This window comes from Campylobacter concisus (genome assembly GCF_902460575.1).
Taxonomy (GTDB): domain Bacteria; phylum Campylobacterota; class Campylobacteria; order Campylobacterales; family Campylobacteraceae; genus Campylobacter_A; species Campylobacter_A concisus_AW.
Genome location: NZ_CABPUY010000003.1, coordinates 247355 through 271842, shown reverse-complemented (window position 1 = coordinate 271842; position 24488 = coordinate 247355). Strand labels below are relative to the sequence as shown.

Genomic DNA, 24488 nt, shown 5'->3' with positions numbered 1-24488 from the left:
TTCTAAAAGAGAAATTTTTTAGTAAATGCCTAAATATAGTGATTTAATTTAGTATTACGCAGAATTTCTTTTTTATTAACTAAAAATTTCATTAAAATTTATATTTAAATAATAACATTTCATCGTCCTAAACGGACCCTCCTTTTTGTAGCGGTTAAGACTTTGCTTCCCCCTTTTCTGGCTTTTCCGCTTACACAAAGAGGAGTTTTCTATCTTTTCAAATCAAATTCTTACCTTTCTAAACTCAAATTTCACAAACGTCACTTTCTTTTTAAAATTATATTTTGATAATGGTTTTAAAAATTATAAAAGCAAAAATCTTATAAAATTGCGAGCTGTTATCAAGACTAACTTTTTAAAGGTGGCTAAAGAGTTGAAATTTTTAAATTTAAAGCTTTTTTACAAGGTGCACGCATATTTGTCGCTTCTCTTTTTTATCCCACTTGTTGTAGTTTGCTTTAGCGGTGCGATCCTCGTTTATAAAGACGAACTAAACAACCTTCTTATCCCAAATATCGTAAATGTAAATTTAAACAAAGAAAATTTAAGCAAAAGGATTAGCTTTGATGAGCTAAGAGATATCATCGCAAGCAAGTTTGGCGGCTACGAGATGGTTGGTATAAATATCGATGCAAACCCTAAAAAGTGTGACAAAATTTGGCTAATTGAGCATAATGACAGCAAAAAAGAGTGGAAATTTATCTATTTTGATGCTTTTAGCGGCAAGGTAAAAAGCGAGCCACTTGCGCACGATGAGGGATTTTTCGGAGTTTTGGCGCATATCCATGAGGAGCTTCTTCTTGAAAAAAGTGGCAATATCATCCTCTTTTTAACAGCTATTTTTACATTTTTTATCTGCATTAGCGGCTTTGTGATCTACCGTAAATTTTGGCTAACCCTGCTTAGACTGCGCGTAAATGGGCTAAATGTTTTCATGAACGACATCCACAAGATAATAGGAATTTTTTGCACGCCAGTTTTACTGCTCATTTGCATAAGCGGCGCTTGGTGGGAATTTAGGATGGCACGCACGCCAGAGTTTAAAAATGACTTCGTAATAGACGCAAAAATTTATAACAAAAGTTTATCCCTTGATGAGCTGGTGGCTAGATCGAGAAAGGACATAAAAGGCTTTGAGCCGCACTTCATATCGTTGCCTTTCATGCAAGGGGCAAACATCCGCATCTTTGGCTACGTGATATGGCAAAGTTTCGTGCATAACGAATACTCAAGCGTGATCACCTACGACAAAGATAGCGGCAAGCTAGTTAGCGTCCTAGACATAAAAAATGCAAATTTAAGTGAGAAAATCCTCTCGACCTTTAGAAGATCGCACTTTGGAAACTACAACCAAACTACAAAATTTATCTGGTTTATAGTGGGTATCTCGCCGTTAGTTTTGAGCATCTCAGGACTTTATCTGTGGTTTAGAAAATTTAAAAGGAGAAAAAAATGAAAAAAATTTTACTTAGCTTAGTTGCTTTAAATTTGGCGTTGCCTCAAATTTACGCTAGTGAAAATGACAAGGTTTTAGAAGCAGTCGATGTCGTGGAGAGTGAGCGAAGAGACGACGCAAACTACTTTGCAAAAGAGCTTGTAAAGAGCACAACAAGGCTAAATTTAACCTCTCGTCAAACGCCCCAGTCGCTAACTGTGCTAACAGAAGCAAGGCTAAAAGATCAAGGCATCAAGGACTATCAGGTGCTTCTTAGAAATATCCCGGGCGTCACGCTAAACAAATGGGACGAGCGCATACGTCCGACGGTTCGTGGATTTTTGATAGATTATTATTTGCTTGATTCGATGCCTAGCTTTGGTGGTTTTAGCCTTGGCGCAAATGATATGAGCTTGCTGCCTTATGAAAGAGTTGAGGTGGTAAAAGGGGCAAATGGCCTACTTGCAGGCGCTGGCAACCCAGCTGCAAGCTTAAATTTCATAAGAAAAAGAGCAGACTCAAAGGAGCTAAAAGGAAATTTTGGCATAAGTGCTGGCTCATACGATAGATACGGCGTAAATGGCGATGTGCAAACGCCAGTAAATGAGAGCGGAAGCGTTAGAGCAAGGCTATCTTTTATGCATGAGAAGTCGCACTCTTATATGGACTATTATAACCGCAAAAATAGCGCGATTTACGGCGTAGTTGATAGCGATATAGGAGATAACTCATGGCTTAGCCTTGGTGCGTTTTATCAAGAGCTAAGACGCCGTGGCGTTAGGTGGGGCGGTATGCCAGCATTTTACACAGATGGCTCTAGGACAAATTTTAGTAAAAATGAAATTTTCTCTCAGCCTTGGACTAGGTGGGATATAAAAACGCTTGATTTTTACGCTGATTTTAAGCACTACTTTGAAAATGAAGCGAGCTTAAATTTAAGCTACTCATTTAGACGGGCAAACACTGATTCAAATTTACTCTACTACGGCGGAGCGGTAAATTTAGATGGCACTGGCAATATGAGTGGTCTTAGCGCCTATGCAAATAAAAGAGAGGAGAACATCCACAACGTCGATGCATATGCAAATATCCCTTACGAGATAGCAAATTTATCCCATGAGTTTGTCTTTGGCGCGATGTATAACAACTATAAAAAAAGTAGCGATAAGGTAAGTAGCTACTGGCTGCAAAGGACTACACCAGCTGGGCTTGCTTATACAGCTAGAAGCAGGATTGATTTTAAAAATTTACACCTTGATGATCCAAAATTCCCTTACGAAGATCAAAATAATAAAGACAAAACTATACAAAAGGCATTTTACGCGGCAAATAAACTATCAATCACCGATGAGCTTAAATTTTTGCTAGGTGCTAGGGTGAGCTACTACAAATACGAGATCGAAGGCGGCAAAGACAATAGAAATTTCACAAATGAGATCACGCCATATCTTGGCATCACCTACGACATTGGAGCAAACCACACTCTATATGCTAGCTACACGAGCATATTTAAGCCTCAAAACGTAAAGGACGCAAACGACAAATATCTTGATCCGATCCAAGGCAAAGACTATGAAGTGGGCATCAAAGGCGAGTATCTTGACGGGGCACTTCAAGCAAGTCTTGGCGTCTTTAAGATCGTGCAAGACAAGCTTGGCATAAACACTGGCAAGAAAAATCCAGCGACAAATGCCGATATATATGAAGCTGGCAAAGGCGTGACAAGCAGGGGCGTCGAGCTAGATCTAAACGGCGAGATCACTAAAAATTTAAGCCTAAGCTTTGGCGCAACCCACTTTAACGCAAAAGATGCCAATGGCGAGAAATACGCCACCGACTCATCAAGAAGCACGGCAAATTTATTTGCAAAGTATGAATTTAGAGACTTTAGAGTAGGGGCTGGAGCTATGTATAAGAGTAAAATTTACACTGGCAAAGGCGCAGGTGAGATCACGCAAAAGGGCTACACCTTGGCAAATTTGATGTTTGGATATAAATTTGCTAAAAACTTTGACGTGCAGCTAAATATCGACAATCTCTTTAATAAAAAATACTACGAGGGCATCGGCAAAAACATGATGGTTTATGGCGATCCACGCACATTTAATCTCAGCTTTAACTATAAGTTTTAGCTAAATTTACTCTAACGCGCCAGCTAAATTTCTAGTTGGCGCCATTCATTTTTTGCATAGTAGGTGTATAATTTCAAAAAACTAAGGAATTTGCATTGCTAAAAGTGGAAGTGATATATAAATTTTGTATCGTCTGTGCTCTTGCCTGTGGGATCTGCCTGCTTGCATTTACTGGGCTAAATTTTGCCATGGGCGAGCATAATGAGTGGATGATGAGCGCGCACAAATTTGCAGGAGCTTTGATCGTTTGTGCCGTGATCTTGCACCTTTTTAACCGCAGAAGAAAGCTAGTAAAGCTCATAAATGAGATGATCGATGTCGCCACGCACCGCAAAAATCCAACGATCTGCAACATGGACCGCATCATCGCCTCGCTTGAGCCTTACAGCATCAGTGAAATTTCACGCATGCTTGGCTTTGACGAGGCCCTGTTTTGCAAGAGTTTGCGCGAAAATGATGTTAAATTTAATAGTCCCAGCCAGACTTTGCGTCAGATCGCACGCATGAACGATGAGAAGATATTTTTCGTGCTCGTACTCATCGTCGAGGCCAAATTTGGCAAGAGATTTTGTGGTGCGGTAAGTTGCAATGTCGGAAGAAAATTTTAGTGCTCGCTATGTGGCTGCCACCTCTGCTCTTCAAGGTCGATGTGATATAAAAATGTCCTAATGACCTCTTCGTCGATCTTTGGGTCTTTGTTTAGCTCACAAAGCGCCTTTCGCTGCTCATTTAGGATCTCAAAATAGGTCTGCCTGACCTCGTCGCTGATCTCGAAATTTTCATTTGAAAGCTCAAAATTCCAAACTTCTTTGAGTTTCTGAAACAAGAAATTCTCCTCATTGCAAAATTTCTCGCTTTGAAATTTAAGCGAAGCCTCTGCGATCGCCTTTTTTATCTTGATCCTTGCAAGCTCATTTGGCATATGGTCGTTAAAGTCTGGAAATTTCACACTTTTGATGAGCAGTGGCAAGCTTAAGCCCTGAACTACGAGCGTTAGCAAGATCACGACAAAGGTGATAAATAAGATGAGATCTCTATGCGGAAATGGCTCGCTACCAGCCATAGCGGGGATAGAAAGTGCTGCAGCCAGCGAGACTACGCCCCTCATACCTGCCCAACCGACGATAAATGGTGTGGCTTTGCCAGGGTTGCGATCGTCCGCCACGCTGATATAGCGCTTCATAAACATCGTGATATAAACGGCTCCATAAGATGCCATGAGGCGGATAACGATGAGTACAGCAGTGACCAAAACGCCGTAAGAGATCGCCTCAAATAGCGAGACGCCGCTACGCTTTAGCCCTGCTAAAATTTCAGGCAGGTCAAGGCCGATCATGGTAAATGCAAGGCCGTTTAGTAAGAAAATAAAGTTGTTCCAAACTGGCATCGCGTGGATCCTTGTTGAAGCGGTAAAAATTTCATTTCTTTTAGTCGAGAGATAAAGTCCGCCACAAACCACTGCTAAAACGCCGCTAGCGCCAAGCTCCTCAGCCAAGATATACATGATATAAGGCGTCGTGATCGTCATTATCGTGTCGCTGTTTTCATCAGTCGGTAAAATTTTATGTAAAAAATATGCCGCAAGCGCCACCACAAGACCCGCTAAAACGCCACCAGCCACCATCCACAAAAAGGTCGTTGCGGCCTTGTACCAGACAAACTGCCCAGTCGTGACCGCAACTGCGGCGAAGCGAAAGATGATGAGCGAGGAGGCGTCATTTAAAAGGCTCTCACCCTCCAAAATAGCGCTGATCCTGCGCGGGGCTTTGACAAATTTAAGGATAGCTGCCGTGCTCACCGCGTCTGGTGGCGAGACGATAGCTCCTAGCATAAAGCCTAGGGCGAGCGAGAAGCCAGGGATCACTAAATTTGCTATCAAAGCAACTGCTGCTGCGCTTATGAAAACCACGATAAAGGCAAAACTGCCGATCATGCGGCGCCATTTAAAGAGCTCTTTTAGCGAGTTTGCCCACGCGGCCTCGTAAAGAAGTGGCGGTAAAAATATGATGAAAATAAGCTCAGGATCGATCTTGATGCTTGGTAAATTTGGCACAAAGCTAATGGCAAGCCCGCCAAGGACTAATAGCACTGGATAGGCGACCTTTAGGTGGTTTGAGACCATTACCAAAGCGATTATGATGGCTAGCAGTGCAAAAAACAGCAGCAAATGTTCGATCATTTTGTCTCTTTTTGGTTTTATAAATTTGCATTAAATTTAGGAGATTTTAGCACTTTAGGTTTAAATTATTTAAATGCCTTAGCATTAGATGTTTTTGTGTGACATAAAAAATATGAAAGTAAATTTATTTGGCAGAGCGAAAAGCTCCGCCGTGATAGTTTGTGTATTAGTTTTGACTAGCGTAAAATTTAGCTACTTCACACAATTTTTCAGAATAGGCATAAATATCCTCGATCCTATCAAGTTGAAATCTTGTTTCGTTTTTTTCGCTATCCATTATGCCTATTTGTTTTTTATTATCTGTGAAGTATAGTCTGCATATCGGCTTGCGGTTATTATCGTTAAAGAATATTGCAAAATAAGACTGAGCATCCCCTATATGTTATATTTTCTACATTAGTAACCGCTGCCAATATCGCTCTAACAATATAAAAGGCGTCTAACTCCTCTTGTGTGGTTATGACCTTATTCTCATCCTCTTGTGGTGGCAAAGGCTCGGCTTCTTTCTTTGTCTCCTTATCAAGTGCTGACGTTAGCCTATCTCTTACCATATCGTTGATGCGCCCAGCAAAGACTGCTTTTAGTAAAGGCATGATCTGCTCGACCCTTTTTTCGGTTGCTACTTGGTCGCTGATCTTTCTAAAAAAGTATTATGCGAATTCTCGACTAGGATTTTCAAGCTCAGCGCTAACTACTTTTTCGAGTTGGTTTGTATATTTTAGGTTATTTGCAGTGTTGAAAATATTTTCTAAGTCAAAATTCTTTTTATGAAATTTCTCGAGTTCAAGCACTTGTGTATCTTTTATTTTTGTTATATCAAAGCTTAAAAATGGAGTTGTATCCATTATATTTTTCTCTTCTAAGTCGGTATAAAATTTATAATCACGACCATTTGTCAAAATCGCAAATTTAGCTCTGCTGACATTAAAGTATCTAAGTAACTGTGACTCGTTTTTAGCATTTAGTTCAGCTCCTATCTTTTTACACTCAACCAAAAGAACTGGCTCATTATTTTGAAAAATAGCGTAATCTATACGCTCTCCTTGTTTTGTGCCAATATCTTGGGTATATTCAGGCATTACCTCTAATGGGTTAAAAACATCATAGCCTAAAGCCCTGATAAACGGCATTATAAAAGCGTTTTTTGTTGCTTCTTCTGTTGTTATGCTAGCCCCTAGTTTTTCTATATTAGCGGCTATCTCTTTTATTTTTACCTTGACCTCATCCATAAAACACCTCCTATTTTTGCTATTTTAATAAGTAGTTTACTTGTTATTTTAACGATTAAAAGTAAAGGGAGGGTCAAGAAAATTTAAGAGTTGTGGGCACTATTCTGGCGGGTAGAGAGAGATTCGAACTCTCGGTGAGTTGCCCCACACACGCGTTCCAGGCGTGCTCCTTAAACCGCTCGGACATCTACCCAAGAAGAAGGTGATTATATCTTCATTTGCTTAATGCTTGGCTTTTAGAGCTTTAGCCCCAAGATAACGACATCTTTATACTCGCCATCCATCAGGCAAACGCCAGGCAGTTCGCCCCATTTTTCAAAGCCAAATTTCAAAAATAGCCCAAGACTTGCTTTGTTTTTGCTAAAGATTAGCGCGATGATGTTTTTTAAATTTAGCCCTCTAGCTTCATTTAGGCTGTGGGCTAAAAGCTGCTTGCCGATGCCCTTTTTAAGGGCTTTTTTAGCGACATAGATGCTTATCTCTACGCTTATATCATAAGCGATCTTGGGATTGAAGTCACTTAGTGAGCAGTAGCCTAAAATTTCATCATTTTCTTTGTAGATAAAGATATGGCGCGAGCCGCCGTGGGCGTTAAACCAAGGCTCTCGCTCCTTTGTGCTAACTGGCCGCATATCAGCAGTCGCACTTCTTTCTAGTATGTAGTCATTATAAATTTGCGTGATCGCTTCAAGGTCGCTTAAATTTGCTCGCTCGATCAAGCCTAACCTTTTTTGGCTGCTTGATATACTGGCTCAAGCTTTGCTGCGACCTCTTTTAGATCCTTGATCCTGCTCTCGTTTGATGGGTGAGTGCTTAAAATTTCAGGCACTTTGCCACCACTCATCTTGCTCATCTTGACCCAAACTTCGACCGCTTCTTTTGGATCATATCCAGCTCTTGCCATTAGCTCAGTGCCGATGTGATCAGCTTCGGTCTCGTGCGAGCGAGAAAATGGCAGTGAGATGGTGTATTGCGTTGCTAAACCTAACGCACTTGCTCCAAGGTCGCCAAGTCCTGTGGCGGTCGCGACTGCGAAGATGCCGATGTTTTTAAGCTGGTCGGTGCTGGCCTGCTCTCTACTGTGCTCTCTAAGTGCGTGGGCGATCTCGTGACCCATGACCGCTGCTAGCTGTGCATCTGTCAAATTTAGCTTTTTAATGATGCCGCTATAAACGACGATCCTGCCTCCTGGCATGCACCAAGCATTTAGAGTATCTTCGTTGATGACATTTACTTGCCACTTCCATTTTAGAGCGTCCTCTCTGAAAACGCCAGTTTGCGCGATCAGCCTTTTTGTGATATCTTGAACCCTTTTTGTGAGGATTGGATCGACATTTAGCTCGCCCTTGCTTCTAGCGGCTGTTAGCGTCTTGACGTAAGCTTGAGCTGAGCTTTGCTCCATCGCCTCAGAAGATACTAGCATGAACTGCTTGCGATCTGCGCCCACGACGCCTGACTTTGTGACGCTCGTACAGCCTGTGATAAGCATGCTAGCTGTTAATAACGTAAGTAAAATTTTTTTCATTTTTATCCTTTTTGGATTAAAATTTGGCGTATTATAGCTTGTGTTGGGTATGCATTGTTAAACGAGTAGTGAAATTTAAATTTTGCATTGGTTTTGGCCTTTTACAAAATTTTAAAATCTCATTCACTCGCAAGAATTGACTACTAAAATTTGGCTTCGCTTATCGCTTAGCTCAAATTTTAGAGCCGAAATTACTCGTTCATGAAATTTTTAAATTTGCGAAAACTTACTTGATAGCAAAACGCATGCGGCACGATAGTGCTATCGCATGCACCTCTAATAACGTGCGAGGGGTTTTTACTTCGACTTCGTCTCGTAACTGCGAGCAGACGGGGGATTTAAAAAGAGGGATAAGGGGACGGCTTCGTAATTCAAGTCCCCTTGTCACCCTTTTGAATAAAAAGAATTTACAAATTTTAAATTTTCACTCACTCGCAAGAATTGACTACTAAAATTTGGCTTCGATTACAGCTTAGCTCAAATTTTAGAGCCGAAATTACTCGTTCATGAAATTTTAAAATTTGCCCGAGTTTCTTCAGTATATAAATTTAACCCCTACGCTTTATAGTCTATATTTCGCTCAAATTCTCTCAAACGCTTATTGACCGATCTTAGCTCCGTTATCGTCGTCCAGTTGTTGATAAAGACGCTAAAACTCTCTCTGACCTGAGAGAAGGCATTGCTAGCTTGCACGAGGACGCCAAGCGTGATGACGCCGCTAAATAGGCCATTGCCCATGATGATGAAAGGCACGATGACAAGAATTTGCGAAAACGAGACGAGCCAGAGATTAAAGTAGCCGTAGTGCAAAAAGAGCTTGTAGTAGTTTAGCTTCACCCCTGTAAAAAGCTCTAGCATGACGTTTGGCTGGCAAAATTTGAGCTTATCATCCTCACCATAAACTAGCTCTTTTCTAAACGCCGCCTCTGCTTTTTGGTTGTTATACTCAAGGTGCGGTAGCTTTATACCCACAAACCACGATACGATGAGGCCTCCGATGCTAATTAGTAGTGCGATATAAACTAGCGAGCCCTCGATGTCCTTGATGAAAGGTAGGCTCACGCTTTTGCTTAGCTCCCAAAGCACTGGTATAAAGGCAATCAGCGTCATAAACGCCTTTAAAACCTGCACGCCAAGGCTCTCCATGATCTTGGCAAAGCGATAAACATCCTCTTGGATACGCTGCGAGCTGCCCTCGATGTCGTTTTGGCAGTTTCGCCAAAATTTGAGGTACTTAAAGGTCATCGCCTCCCTCCAGCGAAAGACCCAGTGGCTCGCAAAGAACGATATCACCGTATAGGTCACGACGTATGGCATGGCGATCTTTATGAAATTTAATATCCCTTGCCAAAACTCATCTACATTGTGATCCTTTGAGTTTTGCATGATGTCGTAGAAATTTTTATACCACTCGTTGATGCGGACGTTTAGATGCGTTTGATAGACAAGCAGCAAGATGATAAATAGCGCTCCGCCGTAAGCCCAAAGCGCCCATTTTTTGTCTTTGAAAAATGATGAAAACATAAAGTGCCTTTTGTAAATTTTGGCAATTATAGCAGGCAAGGTTTAAGCATTTATATAAAATTTAAACCAAAACAATATCATTTTGCAAATTTTAACGTAAAGGAAAATGATGAAGAAATTTGCATTTTTAGCTCTTAGTCTTTGTGCGACCTTAGCGCTTGGGGCTGATATGAAGGTCTATAAAAGCCCAACTTGCGGTTGTTGTGGCAACTGGACGAGTGCTATGCAAAAGGCTGGCTTTAGCGAAGAGACCATAAAAGTAGATGACTTGGTCAAGGTTAAAAAAGAATTTCACGTGCCACTAGAGCTTTCAAGCTGCCACACAGCTATCGTTGATGGCTACGTCGTTGAGGGTCACGTGCCAGCTGATGAGGTCAAGCGCCTGCTGGAGCTTAAACCAAAAGATGCCGTTGGTATCGCAGTGCCTGGCATGCCTATGGAGAGTCAGGGCATGGAGCAAGGCGGCAAAGCCGAGCAATACGACGTCATACTCTTTAAAAAAGATGGCTCGCAAGAGGTCTTTGCCACCTACATAGGCACCAAAAAGCTAAAATAAATTTAGCCAAAAGGGAATTTAAAAAGAAATTCCCTTGCTAATAGCAATGATGCAGAGTAAAAAGGCTATCGGCACATAGATAAATTTACCTACAAAATACCAAAATGAGCCGTAAGTTTTATTTGCTCCTGAATTTACCTCGTCTAAAATTTCTTCTTTTTTAATGACCCAAAACCAAGATATTGCGCCGATAACTGCGCCGATTGGGATGATGTAGATAGAGACAAAGTCCATCCAAGGCCCCCAGCTACTAATAGGCTCCATAAACGCTCCAAAGCCAAAGCAAACTACGCAAAGCAGTGCAAGCACCCAAAATCTGCTAAGGCGCGGGAATTTATGCATAAGCGACTCAGCCACGACCTCAAACATATTTTGAAGTGAGGTGATACCGCCAAAGATGACTGCGGTAAATAGTATGATCGCAAAAATTTGACCGCCGATCATATTTTGTAAAATTTTAGGAAGCGTTACGAAAAGTAGCTTTGGACCCTCAGCTGGATCCATGGCGTAGGCAAAGACTGCTGGGATCATGACAAGCGCTGCTACAAGCGCTGCAAGCGTGTCGAAAAATGCCGTAGTTTTGGCGCTTTCTACGATGTCTTCATCCTTTGAAAGATATGCTCCATAAACTATCATGCCAGAACCCGTGATAGAGAGCGAGAAAAAGGCTTGACCCATCGCAGTGACCCATACCATCGGATCTTCAAGCTTGCTAAAGTCAGGGATAAATAGAAATTTATACCCCTCAAGTGCGTTTGGCAGCATCGCGACATTTATAGCCAAAATGGCAAATAACACGAAAAATAGCGGCATCATTATTTTATTAGTCTTTTCGATGCTTTTTGCTCCAAAAAATAGCGTAAGAAGCGTGCCAATAATGACTATGAAGTGATATGGCAGGACTGAGTACTCGGCAAGTGCAAATGAGTTAAACCAAACATTTGTATCAACGCTCATAAATGAGCCAGTAAGCGCCTGAGTAAGGGCCTTTAGCACGTAAGCGATGATGACAGCGTAGCCAATGGCTATGCAAAGTGAGCCAGCAAGTGGAAGCCAGCCGACGATACTGCCGATGACGCCTAAATTTCTACTTTGCCAAGCAAATTTATATGATCCTAGCGTGCCAGTCTTTGCGCGTCTGCCGATCGCATACTCAGCGCTTAAGCCAACGTAAGAAAAAAGCGCCACAAAAAAGATGTAGATGAGTAAAAACGCTCCACCACCATTTGTGCCAAGCTTGTAAGGAAAACCCCAAACATTTGCCATACCAACGGCTGAACCAACTGAGGCTAGTATAAAAGCCCAGCGTGATGAAAAATTCTTTTTGCTCATTGTAAAATCCATAATTTTAGTGATGAAAATAATGTTACCAAAATATGATTTAAGAACTTTTTATAAATCTTAAATTTAAGAAACGTTGTTACTTTTGGGCGCGGCTAATTTGACCGCTAAATATAAATTCGCTATAATCAGCCAAAATTTTTAACTCTTAAGGATCATAATTGTACCCCAGTAGCGATAACTCGCTTTTAATGGTAATACTTGCCATTATATTCATTTTACTAAACGCATTTTTTGTTTTGTCGGAATTTTCCCTTGTTAAGGTTCGCAAGTCTAGACTTGAAGAGCTTATCAAAGAGAAAAAGCCAAACGCCCAGCTTGCTTTTGAGATGTCAAACAAGCTTGATACCTACCTTAGCGCCACTCAGCTTGGCATCACGCTAAGCTCGCTCGCCCTTGGTTGGATCGGTGAGCCAGCAGTCGCAAGGCTCATAGAAGCCCCACTTAAAAATGTTTTTAATCTTAGCGATATCTTAGTTCATACAGTCGGCTTTGCGATCGCATTTACGCTTATCACGCTACTTCACGTCGTTATGGGCGAGCTTGTGCCAAAGTCAGTCGCCATAGCCAAATCAGAATCAGCAGTGCTTAAAATCGCTCGTCCGCTTCACTTTTTCTGGATACTTTTTTCGCCTATCATAAAGCTTTTTGACATCCTAGCTACATTTGGACTTAAAATTTTAGGCATCCAGCCAGCAAAAGAGAATGAGCTAGCGCACTCTGAAGAGGAGATCAAGATCATCGTTGGCGAGAGCTTAAAGGGCGGCGTGCTTGATAGTTTTGAGACTGAGCTTATCAAAAATGCAGTTGATTTTAGTGACACGGTCGCAAAAGAGATCATGACGCCAAGACGCGATATGATCTGTATAAATAAACAAAAGAGCTTTGAAGAGAATTTACAAGTCGTTTTTGAGTCAAAATATACTCGCTATCCTTATATAGACGGCTCAAAAGATATCATTTTAGGCATGATACACATTAGAGATATCTTGCAGCTGCACTTTAGCGAGGATAAAGAGAAGAGTTTTGACGCGATCGTGCGTAAATTTGTTATCGTGCCTGAGAGTCTTTCTATCTCAAAGGTGCTCGTGATGATGAACAAAGAGCAAATTTCAGCTGCGCTTGTCGTCGATGAGTATGGTGGCACGGCAGGACTTCTTACAATGGAAGATATCATGGAGGAGGTGCTTGGCGACTTTAATGACGAGCACGACGAGGTCGATCAACACTACAAAAAGATAAATGAAAACATCTATGAATTCCAAGGCAGATACGACTTAGAGAGCGTTGAAGAGGTCCTTGGCATAAGCTTTGATGAAGAGACCGATCAAGTAACGATCGGCGGATATGTTTTTAATCTTATCGGTCGTTTGCCAGTTGTGGGCGACAAGATCGAGGATGAGAATTGCTACTACGAAGTGAGAAAGATGGATGGAGCTAGCATCTCACGCGTAAAAGTTAGAAAAAAGATAAAAGAAGAAGAGGAGCCTGCTCAGGCCTAGTTTATAAATTTAATGGCTTTTTTGGCCATTAAATTTAAAATCGCAAAATCATAAAAAATAGAGTAAATTTAAGTGGCATTGCACTTTTTAAAGGCTCTAAGCCCTTAAATTTAACTTTTAAAACCACAAAATTTAAAGCAACACCACCTTTTTCGTAAATTTGGTTATAAATTTTAAAAATGGCTTGCGAGTTTTAAATTTAACATCTACTTGCAAAAGTAGCTGCGACTGATCTTGTTTGCTATATTTAAATTTACTAAAGCTAGTTAGCCTTGGCGGGGAGATACGATGTTACGAAATTTCGTCATAAATTTCTCTATCGCACTCATCTAGGCTGAAGCAAGAGAGCCAAATTTCTTTTGTTAAATTTTAAAGCGCCTCTTAATAGCTATTTTGTAGCCAAATTTGCTTATCTATTTTTATGTGTAAATTTATCTTGATAAAAGCGTGCTAGATCTTTGCCGTGCTTTAATGCTAGCTCGTAGTATGGCGTGTCTGGAGCCTCTCCTATCATCTCATAGAGCTTTTTACGAAGCTCTGGCAAAAGGCGAAGATCGCTATAGTCTATATTCTTTTTATATGCTGGCAAGCCTTGTAAGAGCAGGGCATTTGAGTAGTTTATGCCGCCAGTTTTGCTGCCAGTAATGTTAAATTCATTCTCATATTGCGCGCGAGTTAAGCCAGTTGGTATGCTAAGCTCTCCCCGTTCTAGGCAAATTTTATCATTGCTACTTACGATATACTCTGGAAATTCTAGCTCTTGGTAGTTGATATCTTTGTGATCATAATAGACCCACTTTATGCCGTCTTTATTTTTGCGGTTGAAACTGCTTTTGTATATGAAGCTACCAGGGATGATAAATTCACGGCTTTTTAGCACCGGCGTATCTGCTATATCTTTATAAACAGCAACCAAGTAGCAGTCACTAAAAAAATCAAGCGGCCAAAGAAGGCCCTCATTCGCTCGCTTTACAAGGCGGTTTTTAATATCAACTAAGATTTTGCCAAAGAAATATCTCTTGTAGTAATCATTATAGACGTAAAATATGTCGCCTTCTTTGAGCTTTGTTTTATCTGGCATTTTATAAATTTAACTCTTCCAGATGTTTTTATTTAGCTCCAGATCACGCACGATCTCCACAAAGTCGCTAACTCCTGCGATGTAGTTTTGCACGCTCTCGTTGCTGTTTATCGGCTTTTTAAGATCAGGCTCAAAGCTATCCTTTCTAAGATCGATCGCGATGAAAATTTCATTTTTTAAAAACACTGCCGAGAGTGGGGCGTCAAATTTAGTTCTTAGAGTGGTGAAATTTTCCATCAACTTTGGCGTCAGAGCGTATCTAGCAGCGATCTGATCGGTCGCATAGGTCTTAAAAAGCTCATTAAATTTAGGGTTATCCATCACAGCTTGCTCGCCATCGCTTCTTAGATCAGACGTTCGCTTTTTATCGCAGACGTAGATCGTGGCGTTTAGCTCTTTTTTAAACTCAGCCTTTAGCAAAATGCCTTGAAATTTCACCGTTGTAGTGGTGCGTTTCTCACCTTGCGTCTCTTTTGCCGCATAAAAATCGCAAAGCTTAAACTGCGTCTCGTCTATCTGTCCGTAGATCATATCTTCTGCGTAGTGTCTATTTACATCAGCGTCATAAATTTTATAAAAATCATTCAAACTTAGTCCGCCATTTGCGCTGAAATTTAGACCATAGTTTTTTACGATGACGCCAACTACTTTTTGTTTAAATTTTGCTATAAGCTCGTTTTTTAGCCCATTTATCGTCTTGCCAAGATAAAAAACTCCGCCGATTAGCAAAAAGAAAAATAAATTTCCAAGGTGCAGTGATGCCAAAAAACCACTTACAACTATGATGCCAAGAAAGCCATAAACTATCATTTTAAAGGCTTTTTGCCCCATAGCAAGACGCTCTTTTTCAAGCTCGTCAAGGTCGCTTAGATCGATGCCTTTTAGTTCGTCTGCTTGCATTTTTTATGCCTTATTTTTTGAAAAGATCACCGACGTTTGGAGCAACTGCTTCATTTTCAGGGATATCAAAAAACACATCTTTATGAAAGCCAAACATTGAAGCTACGATGTTTGAAGGAAACATCTGTGTGGCGTTGTTGTAAATTTCAACAGCTGAGTTGTAGGCACGTCTGGCAGCTGAAATTTGCTCTTCGACCTCGTTTAGCGTGCTTTGGATGTGAAGCAAATTTTGATTTGCTTTTAGGTCTGGGTAGTTTTCTACGCTTACTCTTAAACCATTTAGCAAGCTTGAAATTTTGTTATTTAGCTCAAATTTCTCCTCATTTGTAGAGGCGCTTCTAGCGCTTTCTCTAAGGGCAGTGATGTTTTCTAGTAGGCCTTTTTCATGCACCATGTACTCTTTTGCAGTAGCTACTAAATTTGGGATGAGGTCATATCTTCTTTTTAGCTGCGCGTCGATGCCAGCCTCCACGCTTTTTACCTGGTTTTGCTTTGCAACAAGCGAGTTGTAAAGGCTGATGAAAAAGACAAAAATGACTGCGACAACAAGTATCACGATGACTAACGAATTCATAACTTTTCCTTTGAAATTTAAGTTTGTTGTAGTTTATCCAAAGTTGCTTAAGAGTATTTAAACACCGAGGTTGGGCGATTAAATTTAATATTATAATTTAATCTTAAATTTTACATATAATTTATATAATTAAAAATTGTTTTTTACGAGGAGGATAAATGAGAACGGTAAACGTAAAAGATATAAAAGAGACTGTTGCAAAGCTTTGCAAACAAGCCTGTTACGTCGTTACGCCAGATCTAAAGGCTGCTTTTACAAAAGCACAAACCACTGAGAGCTCATCTCTTGGTAAGGATATCTTGGGCAAAATTTTGCAAAATGCCAAGCTAGCAGAAGAGGGCGTTGCGCCTATTTGCCAAGATACAGGCATGACAGTTGTCTTTGTCGAGATCGGTCAGGATGTGCATATCGAGGGCGGATATATCGAAGATGCGATCAACGAAGGCGTTGCAAAAGGCTACACTGAGGGTTATCTTAGAAAATCAGTCGTTGCTGAGCCACTTTTTGAGAGAAAAAACACCACAAACAACACTCCAGCAGTCATCCACACTAGGATCGTTCCAGGCGATAAGCTAAAGATAAAAGTCGCTCCAAAGGGCTTTGGTAGTGAGAACAAATCAATACTAAAAATGCTTGTGCCAGCTGATGGCATAGAGGGCGTTAAAAAGGTATTTTTAGAGGCTGTAAAATACGCTGGACCAAACGCTTGCCCTCCAATGACAATAGGCGTTGGCATAGGCGGCACTATGGATAAAGCAGCACTTCTAGCTAAGCAAGCTGCAGTTCGTCCAGTAGATAGCAAAAATGCCGATGCTAGATATGCAAAACTCGAAGATGAGCTTCTTGAGCTTGCTAGCAAAACTGGCGTCGGTCCTCAAGGACTTGGTGGCGATACAACTGCCATAAAAGTAAATGTCGAGTGGTATCCAACTCACATCGCAGGCCTACCAGTAGCCATAAACATCAACTGCCACGCTGCACGCCACGCAGACGCCGAGCTTTAAGGAGATAACATGTCAGAAGTAAAAAGAATAACAGCACCATTTGATAAAGAGGTGGTAAAAAGCCTAAAAGCAGGCGACAATGTCCTAATCTCAGGCACTATCATCGCTGCTCGTGACGCCGCTCACAAGGCGCTAACAGAGGCTCTAGCACGTGGCGAGAAGCTACCAGTTGAGCTAAAGGGCGAGACTATCTACTACGTCGGACCAACACCAGCTAAACCAAACCAAGCTATAGGCGCAGCAGGTCCAACAACAAGCGGCAGAATGGACAAATACACACCAACTATGATAAACGAAGTTGGCATAAATGGCATGATCGGCAAGGGATATCGAAACGACGCAGTAGTAGAGGCTATGAAAAAATCATGCTGTGTTTATATGGTCGCTATCGGCGGTATCGGAGCGGTCATTAGCCAAAGTATCAAAAAATATGAAGTCTTGGCATACCCAGAGCTAGGACCAGAGGCAGTCGCAAGGCTCACAGTAGAGGACTTCCCAGCGATAGTCGCTATCGACTGCGAGGGCAATAACTTCTACGAAGTCGGTCAAGCACCTTACAAAAAAATCTAAATTTGATCCGCTAGCTTTGGGGCTAGCGGAATTTCTCCCAAAATGAAAACTTTTTGCAACGATCAAGCAAAGCCACTACTTAAATTTTTCACCAAAACAAAAAGCGAGCTAGTAAATTTAAAGCTAAAGCAAATTTTAAACGAGGGCTTCATCTCAAAACCGCAAGGGATATTTTTAAAAAGCGCCATCAAAAAAGGTCAGAAATTTGAAGAAAATAAGACGCAAAATGAGTGGTCGCTAAATGAGATAGTGGTCTTTGAAAGCGAGTATGAGAGCCCTGAAGAGTATTTTAGCGACGTGGGGTCGTTTGTAGTGAAGCTGGCTGATAAATTTAGAACAAGTGGCATTAGCGAGGAGATGTTCTTTGCGGTTTCGTTTCAGGCGCTGCAGTTTATCACGCTGGATATGGACGAGTTTAAATTTATCTACGATGACTACGACGAGAGCACAAACTCCGCTCACATTAAAATTTACGCCAAAAGAGAAAACGACGAAATTTTACTATATAAAGATAGGATAGGGGGCTACAAAACCGAGGCGTTAATCGTTTACGAGGTGGCTAGTAGTAGCCAAGACACATAGTCTCAGTTAGTTTTATACGCTTTTCAAAGGGCGCTGGCGAGAAAAATTTGCACTTTTCGATGTAAATCCTATACGAGTAGTTAAGCTCGAAATCATCATAAAATTTCTTTAAATTTAAAAATTTGATACCGCAAATTTCATGGAATTCAAAAAGCTCATAAATTTTAGAGCCATTTTTGGCGACAAGGTGGGAGGGGGCAAGCGAGGTAAATGAGCAAAAGACGCCAGTTGGCACAAGACCATTTAACGGCGTGCACTCTTCTAGCGCGTTTTTAAATTTCTCTGGGACGCTCTTTTTTCTAAGAAAAACGATGCGTGAGTTTTCAAATTTAGCGCTGATCGCATTTTTCCAAAAAAGATAGGCATTTGATGAGATGCCAGCGTTTTTGGCAAGTTGCGCACCAAGCGCGTAGTCATCTAAAAATTCGTTTGGTGCAAGGGTTATTTGCATCTTTGTCCTTTTGAAATTTTGCTCATTATAGCCTTTGGTGCCTAAAAATTTAGAAATTTATAGTAGGATTTTGCCAAAATTTAAAGGAGAAGATATGAAAAAACAAATTTCAACAAAAAACGCTCCACAAGCGATCGGACCGTACTCTCAGGCGATTAGCGCGAATGGATTTTTATTTATCTCAGGTCAGCTTGGCGTCACACCAGAGGGCGAGTTTGCAGGTAGTAGCGTAGAGGCTCAAGCCGAGCAGTCACTTACAAATTTGCAAAACATTTTGGCTGAGGCTGGACTTAGTTTTGATAATGTCGTAAAGACTACGATCTTTTTAGCAGATATGGCAGATTTTGCTAAAGTAAATGTCACATACGCTAAATTTTTCAAAGAGCCATATCCTGCTAGAAGCACGGTGGCTGTGAAGACTTTGCCAAAAGATGCACTTGTAGAAATTGAGGTTATCGCAGCACAATAATGTCACAACTGTACCTAAGTACAATATACAAAGAGGATTAAAATGTCTTAAAATTACGTAAAATTTATTTTACGATAAGGATAGACATGCAAACTCAAGTAGGAGTAATCAAACAAATCTAAGGCTTAGTAGTAGCTGTAGATCAAAATGGCGTTAGCCGCGTTTTAAAAGTTGGCGACGCTTTATATCTTGGGGAGGTTGTAAAGACCTCTTCAGCTTCTTCTAAAGCCGTAGTTTCAATGGACAATGGCAAAGATGTCACCATCTTGGGTGATGAGTCGTTAAAGCTTGACGAAAATGTAGCCGCAGGACAAAAACCAAATACCGTAGCAGATGTTAGTGACTTGCAAAAAGCGTTGTTAAACGGCGAGGATCTAACAAAACTAGAGGAGACTGCCGCTGGTGGTAACGCAGCCGCAGCTGGTGGTGGAGATGGCGTTAGCCTTGGTGCAGCGTCGTTTGATGAGGGCGGTCACTACTCAAATATCAATGAAAATTTCCGCTCTATAGGCGATCTAAATAACGCAAGAGGTGCTGAAAGGATAGGCGGCGTAAGCGGCGCAGCCGATAATGCTGGTGGTGACGCTGGCTTTGTAGATACTACTATCCCAACAGTAACTCTAGATCCAATTAACAACACTTCAACAGTAGTAACTGGTAAGGTTCCAAACCCAGATCCAAATACCACTGTAATTGTTGAAATTCCTGGTCATACCCCAGTTACAGTTCCAGTAAATTCTGATGGTACATTTAGTGTTCCTACACCAAATAATGAACCACTAAAACCAGGTACTGAGGTAAAAGTTACTCCAAAAGATGATGCAGGCAATGGTACACCAGTTACTACTCCAGTATCAGACGTAACTATCCCAACAGTAACTCTAGATCCAATTAACAACACTTCAACAGTAGTAACTGGTAAGGTTCCAAACCCAGATCCAAATACCACTGTAATTGTTGAAATTCCTGGTCATACCCCAGTTACAGTTCCAGTAAATTCTGATGGTACATTTAGTGTTCCTACACCAAATAATGAACCACTAAAACCAGGTACTGAGGTAAAAGTTACTCCAAAAGATGATGCAGGCAATGGTACACCAGTTACTACTCCAGTATCAGACGTTGTGCCGCCGCAAGTAGATCTCACTCCAAAGGCTGACGGCACAGTTGATGTGGTGCCTCACGACAATGACGCGACAAAGGTTGAAATTTCATACACAGATAATGGCGGCAACACGCAAACAATCACCGTAGTCAAAAACCCAAGCGCTGGCTGGGTCGTAGATAGCACTCCTGGCAAGACGACAGCTCCAACAGGTGCTTTCAAGCTTGATCCGCATAGTGGCAAGGTCACTATCAGCGACAATGCGACAAAAGACAACACTCCAGTGACTGCAAAGGCTACTGATGGCGCTGGCAACACAGCCACAGGCGAGACTACTGCTCCAGATAAATTTACTATCAAATTTAATGATGACGCAGATGGTAACGGCACTATCACAAGAGGTGAGAACTATGCTGAGGATGGCGCAAAAGCTACTGTAACCATCAGCATACCAAACCTTGCAAAGGATGGCAGCAAGATCCACGTTATAGGAACTGGTATAAATGACTATTACACAGTTCATAAAGATGCTAGTGGCAATGTTACAAGCGTTATAGATACAAAAGGCAACAATGTATTTGACGGCGATGGCATAAAGGTTAGTTATGACTATAGCCACTATCAAACAGCCCTCGGAAATGCAGCTAGCATCACAGTTGAGCTAGAGGGCACAACCCTTAAAGCTACTTCAAGTGTTAAATTTGAAAATGTTGGCAAGGCTGAAGTTAAATTTGTAGAGCTTGATGAGCATGGCAATGTTCTAAATGAAAAATCAGATCAAATAACAAATCAAAATAGAAATACAGCTATGCTAGATGGTGATATCAACCACACCACAGCACGCATCTCACTACCTGAGAATGTTCAAGACGGCGATGTCGTAACTGTAAAATATGGATATGGACCTAGTGCTGCATCTTTAGCTGCAACAGGTGGCACAGATACGACTGCTTATAAGTATTTCTTAGTTCATAAAGCATCTGATGGCTCTATGACAGTTGATCAGATCACTTCAGCTGATGATAAGACACCTATAAAAGCTGGTCTTACATCTACAAATGGTGCTGGCGAGAAATTTGGTATAGATATCCACGATATGCCAACAACCACCTATAATCATACACACGCACGTGGTATAGAAGTGACCGTAAAAGGTGATGACCGTGCAGAGCAGTCTAACGGAAATACATGGATATTTAGAGATAGCATGGAGGCTCCGAAGGTTGAATTTATAGAAGGCAACAAAGTTTATGATCCAAGTGTTTCAGGAAGTGGTTCAGGCGCACTAAATGCTGGTATAAGCGTAGCTGACGCTATAAAGGACGGCGATATCAGCCACACTACAGCTCGCATAACATTGCCAAAAGTGTTCTCAGACGGAGACAAACTAACAGTTGCTGTAACTGACTACAACAAAATTTATGCCGACACTGGTGTAAAACAATACCCAGCACATAACCCAGAGCCAACATTTGTTAAGGCATTTATCATTCACAAAGCAGCTGACGGCACTGTGACTTTTGACGAGGTCGATGCAGCTGGCAATGTCACACATGCAGGCATCCCAGCGCTAAATAACAACGCTATCGAAATAACTGGCGTGCCAATATATAATATGTATGAAAATGGCGTTTTGAAGTCAGATTATGTCCATGCAACTGGTGTTGATGCTACTATCACAGACCACCTTAATCTAAATGGTAACGATAGTGGAAGCAATTTAAGTTTTGCATTCTTAGCGAACGTAAATGTTGTCACTATTACAGAGGTGATCGACGACGTTGCAGGCGGTATAGATCACGGCAATATCAAAGATAATGACGTAGTAGTAAATGGCGTAACTAAAAAAGGACTAACAAACGACAGCACTCCGACATTTAACGGCAAAGCAGATCCTAACTCAGTAGTAGAGCTATATGATGGCACGACTAAGATAGGCAGCACAACAACTGATAAATTTGGCAACTGGTCTATCACTCCGGCCACTCCACTTGGTGAAGGTGCTCATAGTATCACAGCTTCATCTCCAGCTTCAAATGCGATCAAGGCTTCTGACCCAGCTACTATAACAGTAGATACAGGCACTAAGGTTACATTTGATAGCGTTATCGATGATGTTGCAGGTGGCGTTGTAAATGGTAATGTTAAGGGCAACGATGTGACAGTTGAGGGCAAAACACTAAAAGGCCTAACAAACGATAACACACCAACTCTATCAGGCAAAGCAGAGGCTGGCTCAACTGTAGAGATCTTTGATGGTACAAACAAAATCGGTCAGGTAGAGGCAAAAGGTGACGGTTCTTGGAAATTTGAAGTAAGCAATCCGCTTAGCGACGGCGAGCATGAGCTTAAAGTAAAAACTACTGACAAAGCTGGCAATACAGCCGAGGCTGCTCCAGTAACCATAACTGTTGATACGAAGATAGTGGATGCAAGAGTTGAGTTTATCGAGGATAAAAACAATGATGGTAAATTTAGCTGGAATGAAAATCTTACCAATGAGCATCCTGGACGCTTATCTTGGAAGGCGATCATCCCACAAGACGGCTCTGTAAAAGCTGGCGATATATTCCACTATAAATGGGATGAAACTGGTTGGCATGAGCGCCCAGTATCTCAAGCTGAAATAGATAGAGGCTATATGGGCGAGATGAAAAACAACCAAGGTCAGGCAAACGGCAAAATAGGTGTTTTTGGTATAGGCTCTAACGGTGACTCTTATGTTGCAGAGGCTTATTTTAGTGATGCTGCTGGAAATATAGGTAAAAAAGGTCAAGATGAAATAGTGTTTGACTTTACTGGCGCACCTCGCACAAAATTGGATGCTAGCGCTATTTATGGAAATGGTGATGAAACTTTCTTGCTTTTAGATTATGGAAGAAAGAGCGATCAAAAAATCACTGAAGCAGCTAAGGGGAAAACTGTAGAAATAGATGTTAAAACATTTACTCACGGCTCGGAAGTTAAATTAGACAATGGTGATGATATCGTAACTGTCAACAATAAACATGGCTGGGGCTGGATAAATGAAGACTCGAAGCTAGATTTAGGTAGAGGCAACAATACACTAAATGTAGGTACAAATATCGACAAATCAATAGTTATAGCAGGAAATGGCGATGATGTTGTAACCGTTGGTAAATGGCAACACGCTGGCGATAGCTATATAACAAATCACTCTAACATAAATTTGGGTGATGGTAACAATAAATTAACGGTTGGCACAAACATAGATAGCTCTAAAGTCGCAACTGGTAGTGGAGATGATGTTGTAGAAGTTGGCGGCTATATATTAAATGCTAGTGGAAAAATAGCCGGAACCAATGAAGAGTATGGTGTAAATTTAGGTGATGGAGACAATAAACTAACCGTTGAAAATTATATTAAAGGAAGTATAGTTACAACTGGCGATGGGGATGATATAGTAAATGTTGGTAACTACGTAACAAACTCTACTATAAACTTAGGTGACGGAGATAATGCTTTAACTGTTGAGTCGTGGATAAATGGTGACACTAAGATCATCTCAGGAAAAGGTGCTGATACTATTAACATTGATGATGATTTTGATAAATCTACTCTCTTAACTGGCGCTGGCAATGATAAGGTTACCATTGGTGGAGATGTAAAAAATAAATCATCATTGATAGATTTAGGTGCTGGCGATGATACTATAGCTGTTGGTAATATTGAAAATGGTAAAATCGATGGCGGAGATGGCTATGACAAATTAGCTATTACCAACCCAGGCAGATCTATAAATTTAGATAGCATCGCAGATCATGCACATAACTTTGAGGAGCTTAATATCTCTAACAAGAGCCAAAATACTACTTTAAGCCTTAAACTAAGTGATGTCATAAGCTTAACAGATGGTGATAATACGCTAAAAATAACAGCTGATGCTGGAGACAAAGTAGAATTTAAAGATGCTGGCTGGCAAAAAGGTACATCAACTGACGGCTATACCGCATATACAAATGATACTAGCGGAACAACTGTTACTGTTGAGATCAAGGACGAAGTAACACAACCTATGTAATCATAGATGTAAATTTGCTATCAAAGTGGTAGCGTTAAATCAAACGGAGAGCAAGGAAGCTCTCCAAATTTCTACATAAAAAATAAAATTTAAATTTGTAAAATATTTTGCAATTATTTCAACTATTTTTAAGCATCCCTCATATATAATTCCAGCTCACGAAACGAGAAACCACCTTTAACTTCAACGTTAATAAAGCCTTTTTCTTATCGTTGTTCTTTTAACTTACAATTGTTAAACTATTAGTCAATCTTTGAAATCTAAACAAGTGATCGATTGAGCCAGTC

The 24488-nt window shown here is 41.0% G+C and carries 21 protein-coding genes, 1 tRNA gene and 1 pseudogene; 11 read left to right on the top strand and 12 right to left on the bottom strand.

Going from position 1 to position 24488, the window contains the following annotated elements:
* The first annotated feature begins 373 nt into the window (after positions 1 to 373).
* From F3G76_RS07775 to F3G76_RS07765, 3 genes are all read left to right on the top strand, one after another.
* Entirely contained in the window at positions 374 to 1456 is a 1083-nt protein-coding gene (locus F3G76_RS07775) for a PepSY-associated TM helix domain-containing protein (RefSeq protein ID WP_149706392.1), read from the top strand.
* Positions 1453 to 3567, top strand: coding sequence for a TonB-dependent siderophore receptor (locus F3G76_RS07770; RefSeq protein WP_149706391.1), 2115 nt, complete (start codon positions 1453 to 1455; stop codon positions 3565 to 3567). The genes F3G76_RS07775 and F3G76_RS07770 overlap by 4 nt, the downstream gene beginning before the upstream one ends.
* A 95-nt stretch (positions 3568 to 3662) precedes the next feature.
* Complete coding sequence (locus F3G76_RS07765; protein ID WP_149706390.1) at positions 3663 to 4175, top strand: chemotaxis protein; 513 nt, start codon at positions 3663 to 3665, stop codon at positions 4173 to 4175.
* Here F3G76_RS07765 and F3G76_RS07760 read toward each other — a convergent pair.
* The 7 genes from F3G76_RS07760 to F3G76_RS07735 all read right to left on the bottom strand — a co-directional run bounded on the left by F3G76_RS07760 (position 4172) and on the right by F3G76_RS07735 (position 10024).
* The gene (locus tag F3G76_RS07760; protein ID WP_149706389.1) at positions 4172 to 5746 is read right to left on the bottom strand and encodes a Na+/H+ antiporter; all 1575 of its coding nucleotides are present in this window, start codon (positions 5744 to 5746) and stop codon (positions 4172 to 4174) included. The two genes, F3G76_RS07765 and F3G76_RS07760, sit on opposite strands and share 4 nt — an antisense overlap.
* A 341-nt stretch (positions 5747 to 6087) precedes the next feature.
* Entirely contained in the window at positions 6088 to 6339 is a 252-nt protein-coding gene (locus tag F3G76_RS10800) for a hypothetical protein (RefSeq protein ID WP_223227446.1), read from the bottom strand.
* A gap of 57 nt (positions 6340 to 6396) precedes the next feature.
* Entirely contained in the window at positions 6397 to 6975 is a 579-nt protein-coding gene (locus F3G76_RS10795) for a type I restriction endonuclease (protein ID WP_204510375.1), read from the bottom strand.
* Positions 6976 to 7080: 105 nt separating this feature from the next.
* Positions 7081 to 7168: transfer RNA gene (locus tag F3G76_RS07750), tRNA-Ser, on the bottom strand.
* Positions 7169 to 7211: 43 nt separating this feature from the next.
* Entirely contained in the window at positions 7212 to 7694 is a 483-nt protein-coding gene (locus F3G76_RS07745; protein ID WP_149706388.1) for a GNAT family N-acetyltransferase, read from the bottom strand.
* Positions 7695 to 7696: 2 nt separating this feature from the next.
* Positions 7697 to 8500 (bottom strand): M48 family metallopeptidase, encoded by an 804-nt coding sequence (locus F3G76_RS07740; protein WP_149706387.1) that lies wholly within the window; start codon positions 8498 to 8500, stop codon positions 7697 to 7699.
* A gap of 555 nt (positions 8501 to 9055) precedes the next feature.
* Positions 9056 to 10024: a putative transporter gene (locus F3G76_RS07735; RefSeq protein WP_149706386.1), complete on the bottom strand. Its 969-nt coding sequence runs from the start codon at positions 10022 to 10024 to the stop codon at positions 9056 to 9058.
* Positions 10025 to 10133: 109 nt separating this feature from the next.
* Here F3G76_RS07735 and F3G76_RS07730 point away from each other — a divergent pair, with 109 nt between their 5' ends.
* Positions 10134 to 10580 (top strand): DUF411 domain-containing protein, encoded by a 447-nt coding sequence (locus tag F3G76_RS07730; RefSeq protein ID WP_149706385.1) that lies wholly within the window; start codon positions 10134 to 10136, stop codon positions 10578 to 10580.
* An 18-nt stretch (positions 10581 to 10598) separates the two neighbouring features.
* Here F3G76_RS07730 and F3G76_RS07725 read toward each other — a convergent pair whose 3' ends face one another.
* The gene (locus F3G76_RS07725; protein ID WP_149706384.1) at positions 10599 to 11912 is read right to left on the bottom strand and encodes a sodium-dependent transporter; all 1314 of its coding nucleotides are present in this window, start codon (positions 11910 to 11912) and stop codon (positions 10599 to 10601) included.
* Between the two features lie 200 nt (positions 11913 to 12112).
* Here F3G76_RS07725 and F3G76_RS07720 point away from each other — a divergent pair, with 200 nt between their 5' ends.
* Positions 12113 to 13423, top strand: a complete 1311-nt coding sequence (locus F3G76_RS07720) for a hemolysin family protein (protein WP_460168776.1) — start codon at positions 12113 to 12115, stop codon at positions 13421 to 13423.
* A gap of 409 nt (positions 13424 to 13832) precedes the next feature.
* Here F3G76_RS07720 and F3G76_RS07715 read toward each other — a convergent pair whose 3' ends face one another.
* From F3G76_RS07715 to F3G76_RS07705, 3 genes are read right to left on the bottom strand one after another with little or no spacing between them, the layout of a single operon-like run.
* The gene (locus F3G76_RS07715) at positions 13833 to 14504 is read right to left on the bottom strand and encodes a sugar transporter (protein WP_149706383.1); all 672 of its coding nucleotides are present in this window, start codon (positions 14502 to 14504) and stop codon (positions 13833 to 13835) included.
* Positions 14505 to 14513: 9 nt separating this feature from the next.
* Positions 14514 to 15404, bottom strand: a complete 891-nt coding sequence (locus tag F3G76_RS07710; protein WP_149706382.1) for a DUF3137 domain-containing protein — start codon at positions 15402 to 15404, stop codon at positions 14514 to 14516.
* Between the two features lie 10 nt (positions 15405 to 15414).
* Positions 15415 to 15978, bottom strand: a complete 564-nt coding sequence (locus tag F3G76_RS07705) for a LemA family protein (RefSeq protein WP_148822849.1) — start codon at positions 15976 to 15978, stop codon at positions 15415 to 15417.
* A 158-nt stretch (positions 15979 to 16136) separates the two neighbouring features.
* Between F3G76_RS07705 and F3G76_RS07700 the strand changes: the two genes are divergently transcribed.
* Genes F3G76_RS07700 through F3G76_RS07690 form a run of 3 tightly spaced genes read left to right on the top strand, consistent with a single transcriptional unit; the run spans position 16137 to position 18134 of the window.
* Positions 16137 to 16982: a fumarate hydratase gene (locus tag F3G76_RS07700; RefSeq protein ID WP_009295312.1), complete on the top strand. Its 846-nt coding sequence runs from the start codon at positions 16137 to 16139 to the stop codon at positions 16980 to 16982.
* Between the two features lie 9 nt (positions 16983 to 16991).
* Positions 16992 to 17552: a Fe-S-containing hydro-lyase gene (locus F3G76_RS07695; protein WP_021092611.1), complete on the top strand. Its 561-nt coding sequence runs from the start codon at positions 16992 to 16994 to the stop codon at positions 17550 to 17552.
* A 42-nt stretch (positions 17553 to 17594) separates the two neighbouring features.
* Positions 17595 to 18134, top strand: coding sequence for an L-cystine-binding protein TcyA (locus F3G76_RS07690; protein ID WP_149706381.1), 540 nt, complete (start codon positions 17595 to 17597; stop codon positions 18132 to 18134).
* Here F3G76_RS07690 and cheQ read toward each other — a convergent pair.
* Positions 18112 to 18585: a cheVAW transcriptional regulator CheQ gene (cheQ, locus tag F3G76_RS07685; RefSeq protein WP_149706380.1), complete on the bottom strand. Its 474-nt coding sequence runs from the start codon at positions 18583 to 18585 to the stop codon at positions 18112 to 18114. The two genes, F3G76_RS07690 and cheQ, sit on opposite strands and share 23 nt — an antisense overlap.
* A 94-nt stretch (positions 18586 to 18679) precedes the next feature.
* On the opposite strand from cheQ, the gene F3G76_RS07680 reads away from it, so the two are divergent.
* The 3 genes and pseudogenes from F3G76_RS07680 to F3G76_RS10785 all read left to right on the top strand — a co-directional run bounded on the left by F3G76_RS07680 (position 18680) and on the right by F3G76_RS10785 (position 24201).
* Positions 18680 to 19054 (top strand): RidA family protein, encoded by a 375-nt coding sequence (locus tag F3G76_RS07680; protein ID WP_149706379.1) that lies wholly within the window; start codon positions 18680 to 18682, stop codon positions 19052 to 19054.
* A 134-nt stretch (positions 19055 to 19188) separates the two neighbouring features.
* Positions 19189 to 20136 (top strand): annotated as a pseudogene (locus F3G76_RS10790) (retention module-containing protein); the annotation flags it as partial.
* 831 nt (positions 20137 to 20967) lie between these two features.
* Positions 20968 to 24201: an Ig-like domain-containing protein gene (locus F3G76_RS10785; protein ID WP_317454269.1), complete on the top strand. Its 3234-nt coding sequence runs from the start codon at positions 20968 to 20970 to the stop codon at positions 24199 to 24201.
* Positions 24202 to 24488: the final 287 nt, after the last annotated feature.

Coding starts and splice junctions, on each gene's coding strand:
- F3G76_RS07770 (WP_149706391.1), top strand. CDS start 1,453: ATGAAAAAAATTTTACTTAGCTTAGTTGCTTTAAATTTGGCGTTGCCT.
- F3G76_RS07760 (WP_149706389.1), bottom strand. CDS start 5,746: ATGATCGAACATTTGCTGCTGTTTTTTGCACTGCTAGCCATCATAATC.
- F3G76_RS10800 (WP_223227446.1), bottom strand. CDS start 6,339: ATGCCTTTACTAAAAGCAGTCTTTGCTGGGCGCATCAACGATATGGTA.
- F3G76_RS10795 (WP_204510375.1), bottom strand. CDS start 6,975: ATGGATGAGGTCAAGGTAAAAATAAAAGAGATAGCCGCTAATATAGAA.
- F3G76_RS07740 (WP_149706387.1), bottom strand. CDS start 8,500: ATGAAAAAAATTTTACTTACGTTATTAACAGCTAGCATGCTTATCACA.
- F3G76_RS07735 (WP_149706386.1), bottom strand. CDS start 10,024: ATGTTTTCATCATTTTTCAAAGACAAAAAATGGGCGCTTTGGGCTTAC.
- F3G76_RS07730 (WP_149706385.1), top strand. CDS start 10,134: ATGAAGAAATTTGCATTTTTAGCTCTTAGTCTTTGTGCGACCTTAGCG.
- F3G76_RS07725 (WP_149706384.1), bottom strand. CDS start 11,912: ATGAGCAAAAAGAATTTTTCATCACGCTGGGCTTTTATACTAGCCTCA.
- F3G76_RS07720 (WP_460168776.1), top strand. CDS start 12,113: ATGGTAATACTTGCCATTATATTCATTTTACTAAACGCATTTTTTGTT.
- F3G76_RS07715 (WP_149706383.1), bottom strand. CDS start 14,504: ATGCCAGATAAAACAAAGCTCAAAGAAGGCGACATATTTTACGTCTAT.
- F3G76_RS07710 (WP_149706382.1), bottom strand. CDS start 15,404: ATGCAAGCAGACGAACTAAAAGGCATCGATCTAAGCGACCTTGACGAG.
- F3G76_RS07705 (WP_148822849.1), bottom strand. CDS start 15,978: ATGAATTCGTTAGTCATCGTGATACTTGTTGTCGCAGTCATTTTTGTC.
- F3G76_RS07700 (WP_009295312.1), top strand. CDS start 16,137: ATGAGAACGGTAAACGTAAAAGATATAAAAGAGACTGTTGCAAAGCTT.
- F3G76_RS07695 (WP_021092611.1), top strand. CDS start 16,992: ATGTCAGAAGTAAAAAGAATAACAGCACCATTTGATAAAGAGGTGGTA.
- F3G76_RS07690 (WP_149706381.1), top strand. CDS start 17,595: ATGAAAACTTTTTGCAACGATCAAGCAAAGCCACTACTTAAATTTTTC.
- cheQ (WP_149706380.1), bottom strand. CDS start 18,585: ATGCAAATAACCCTTGCACCAAACGAATTTTTAGATGACTACGCGCTT.
- F3G76_RS07680 (WP_149706379.1), top strand. CDS start 18,680: ATGAAAAAACAAATTTCAACAAAAAACGCTCCACAAGCGATCGGACCG.
- F3G76_RS10785 (WP_317454269.1), top strand. CDS start 20,968: ATGCTAGATGGTGATATCAACCACACCACAGCACGCATCTCACTACCT.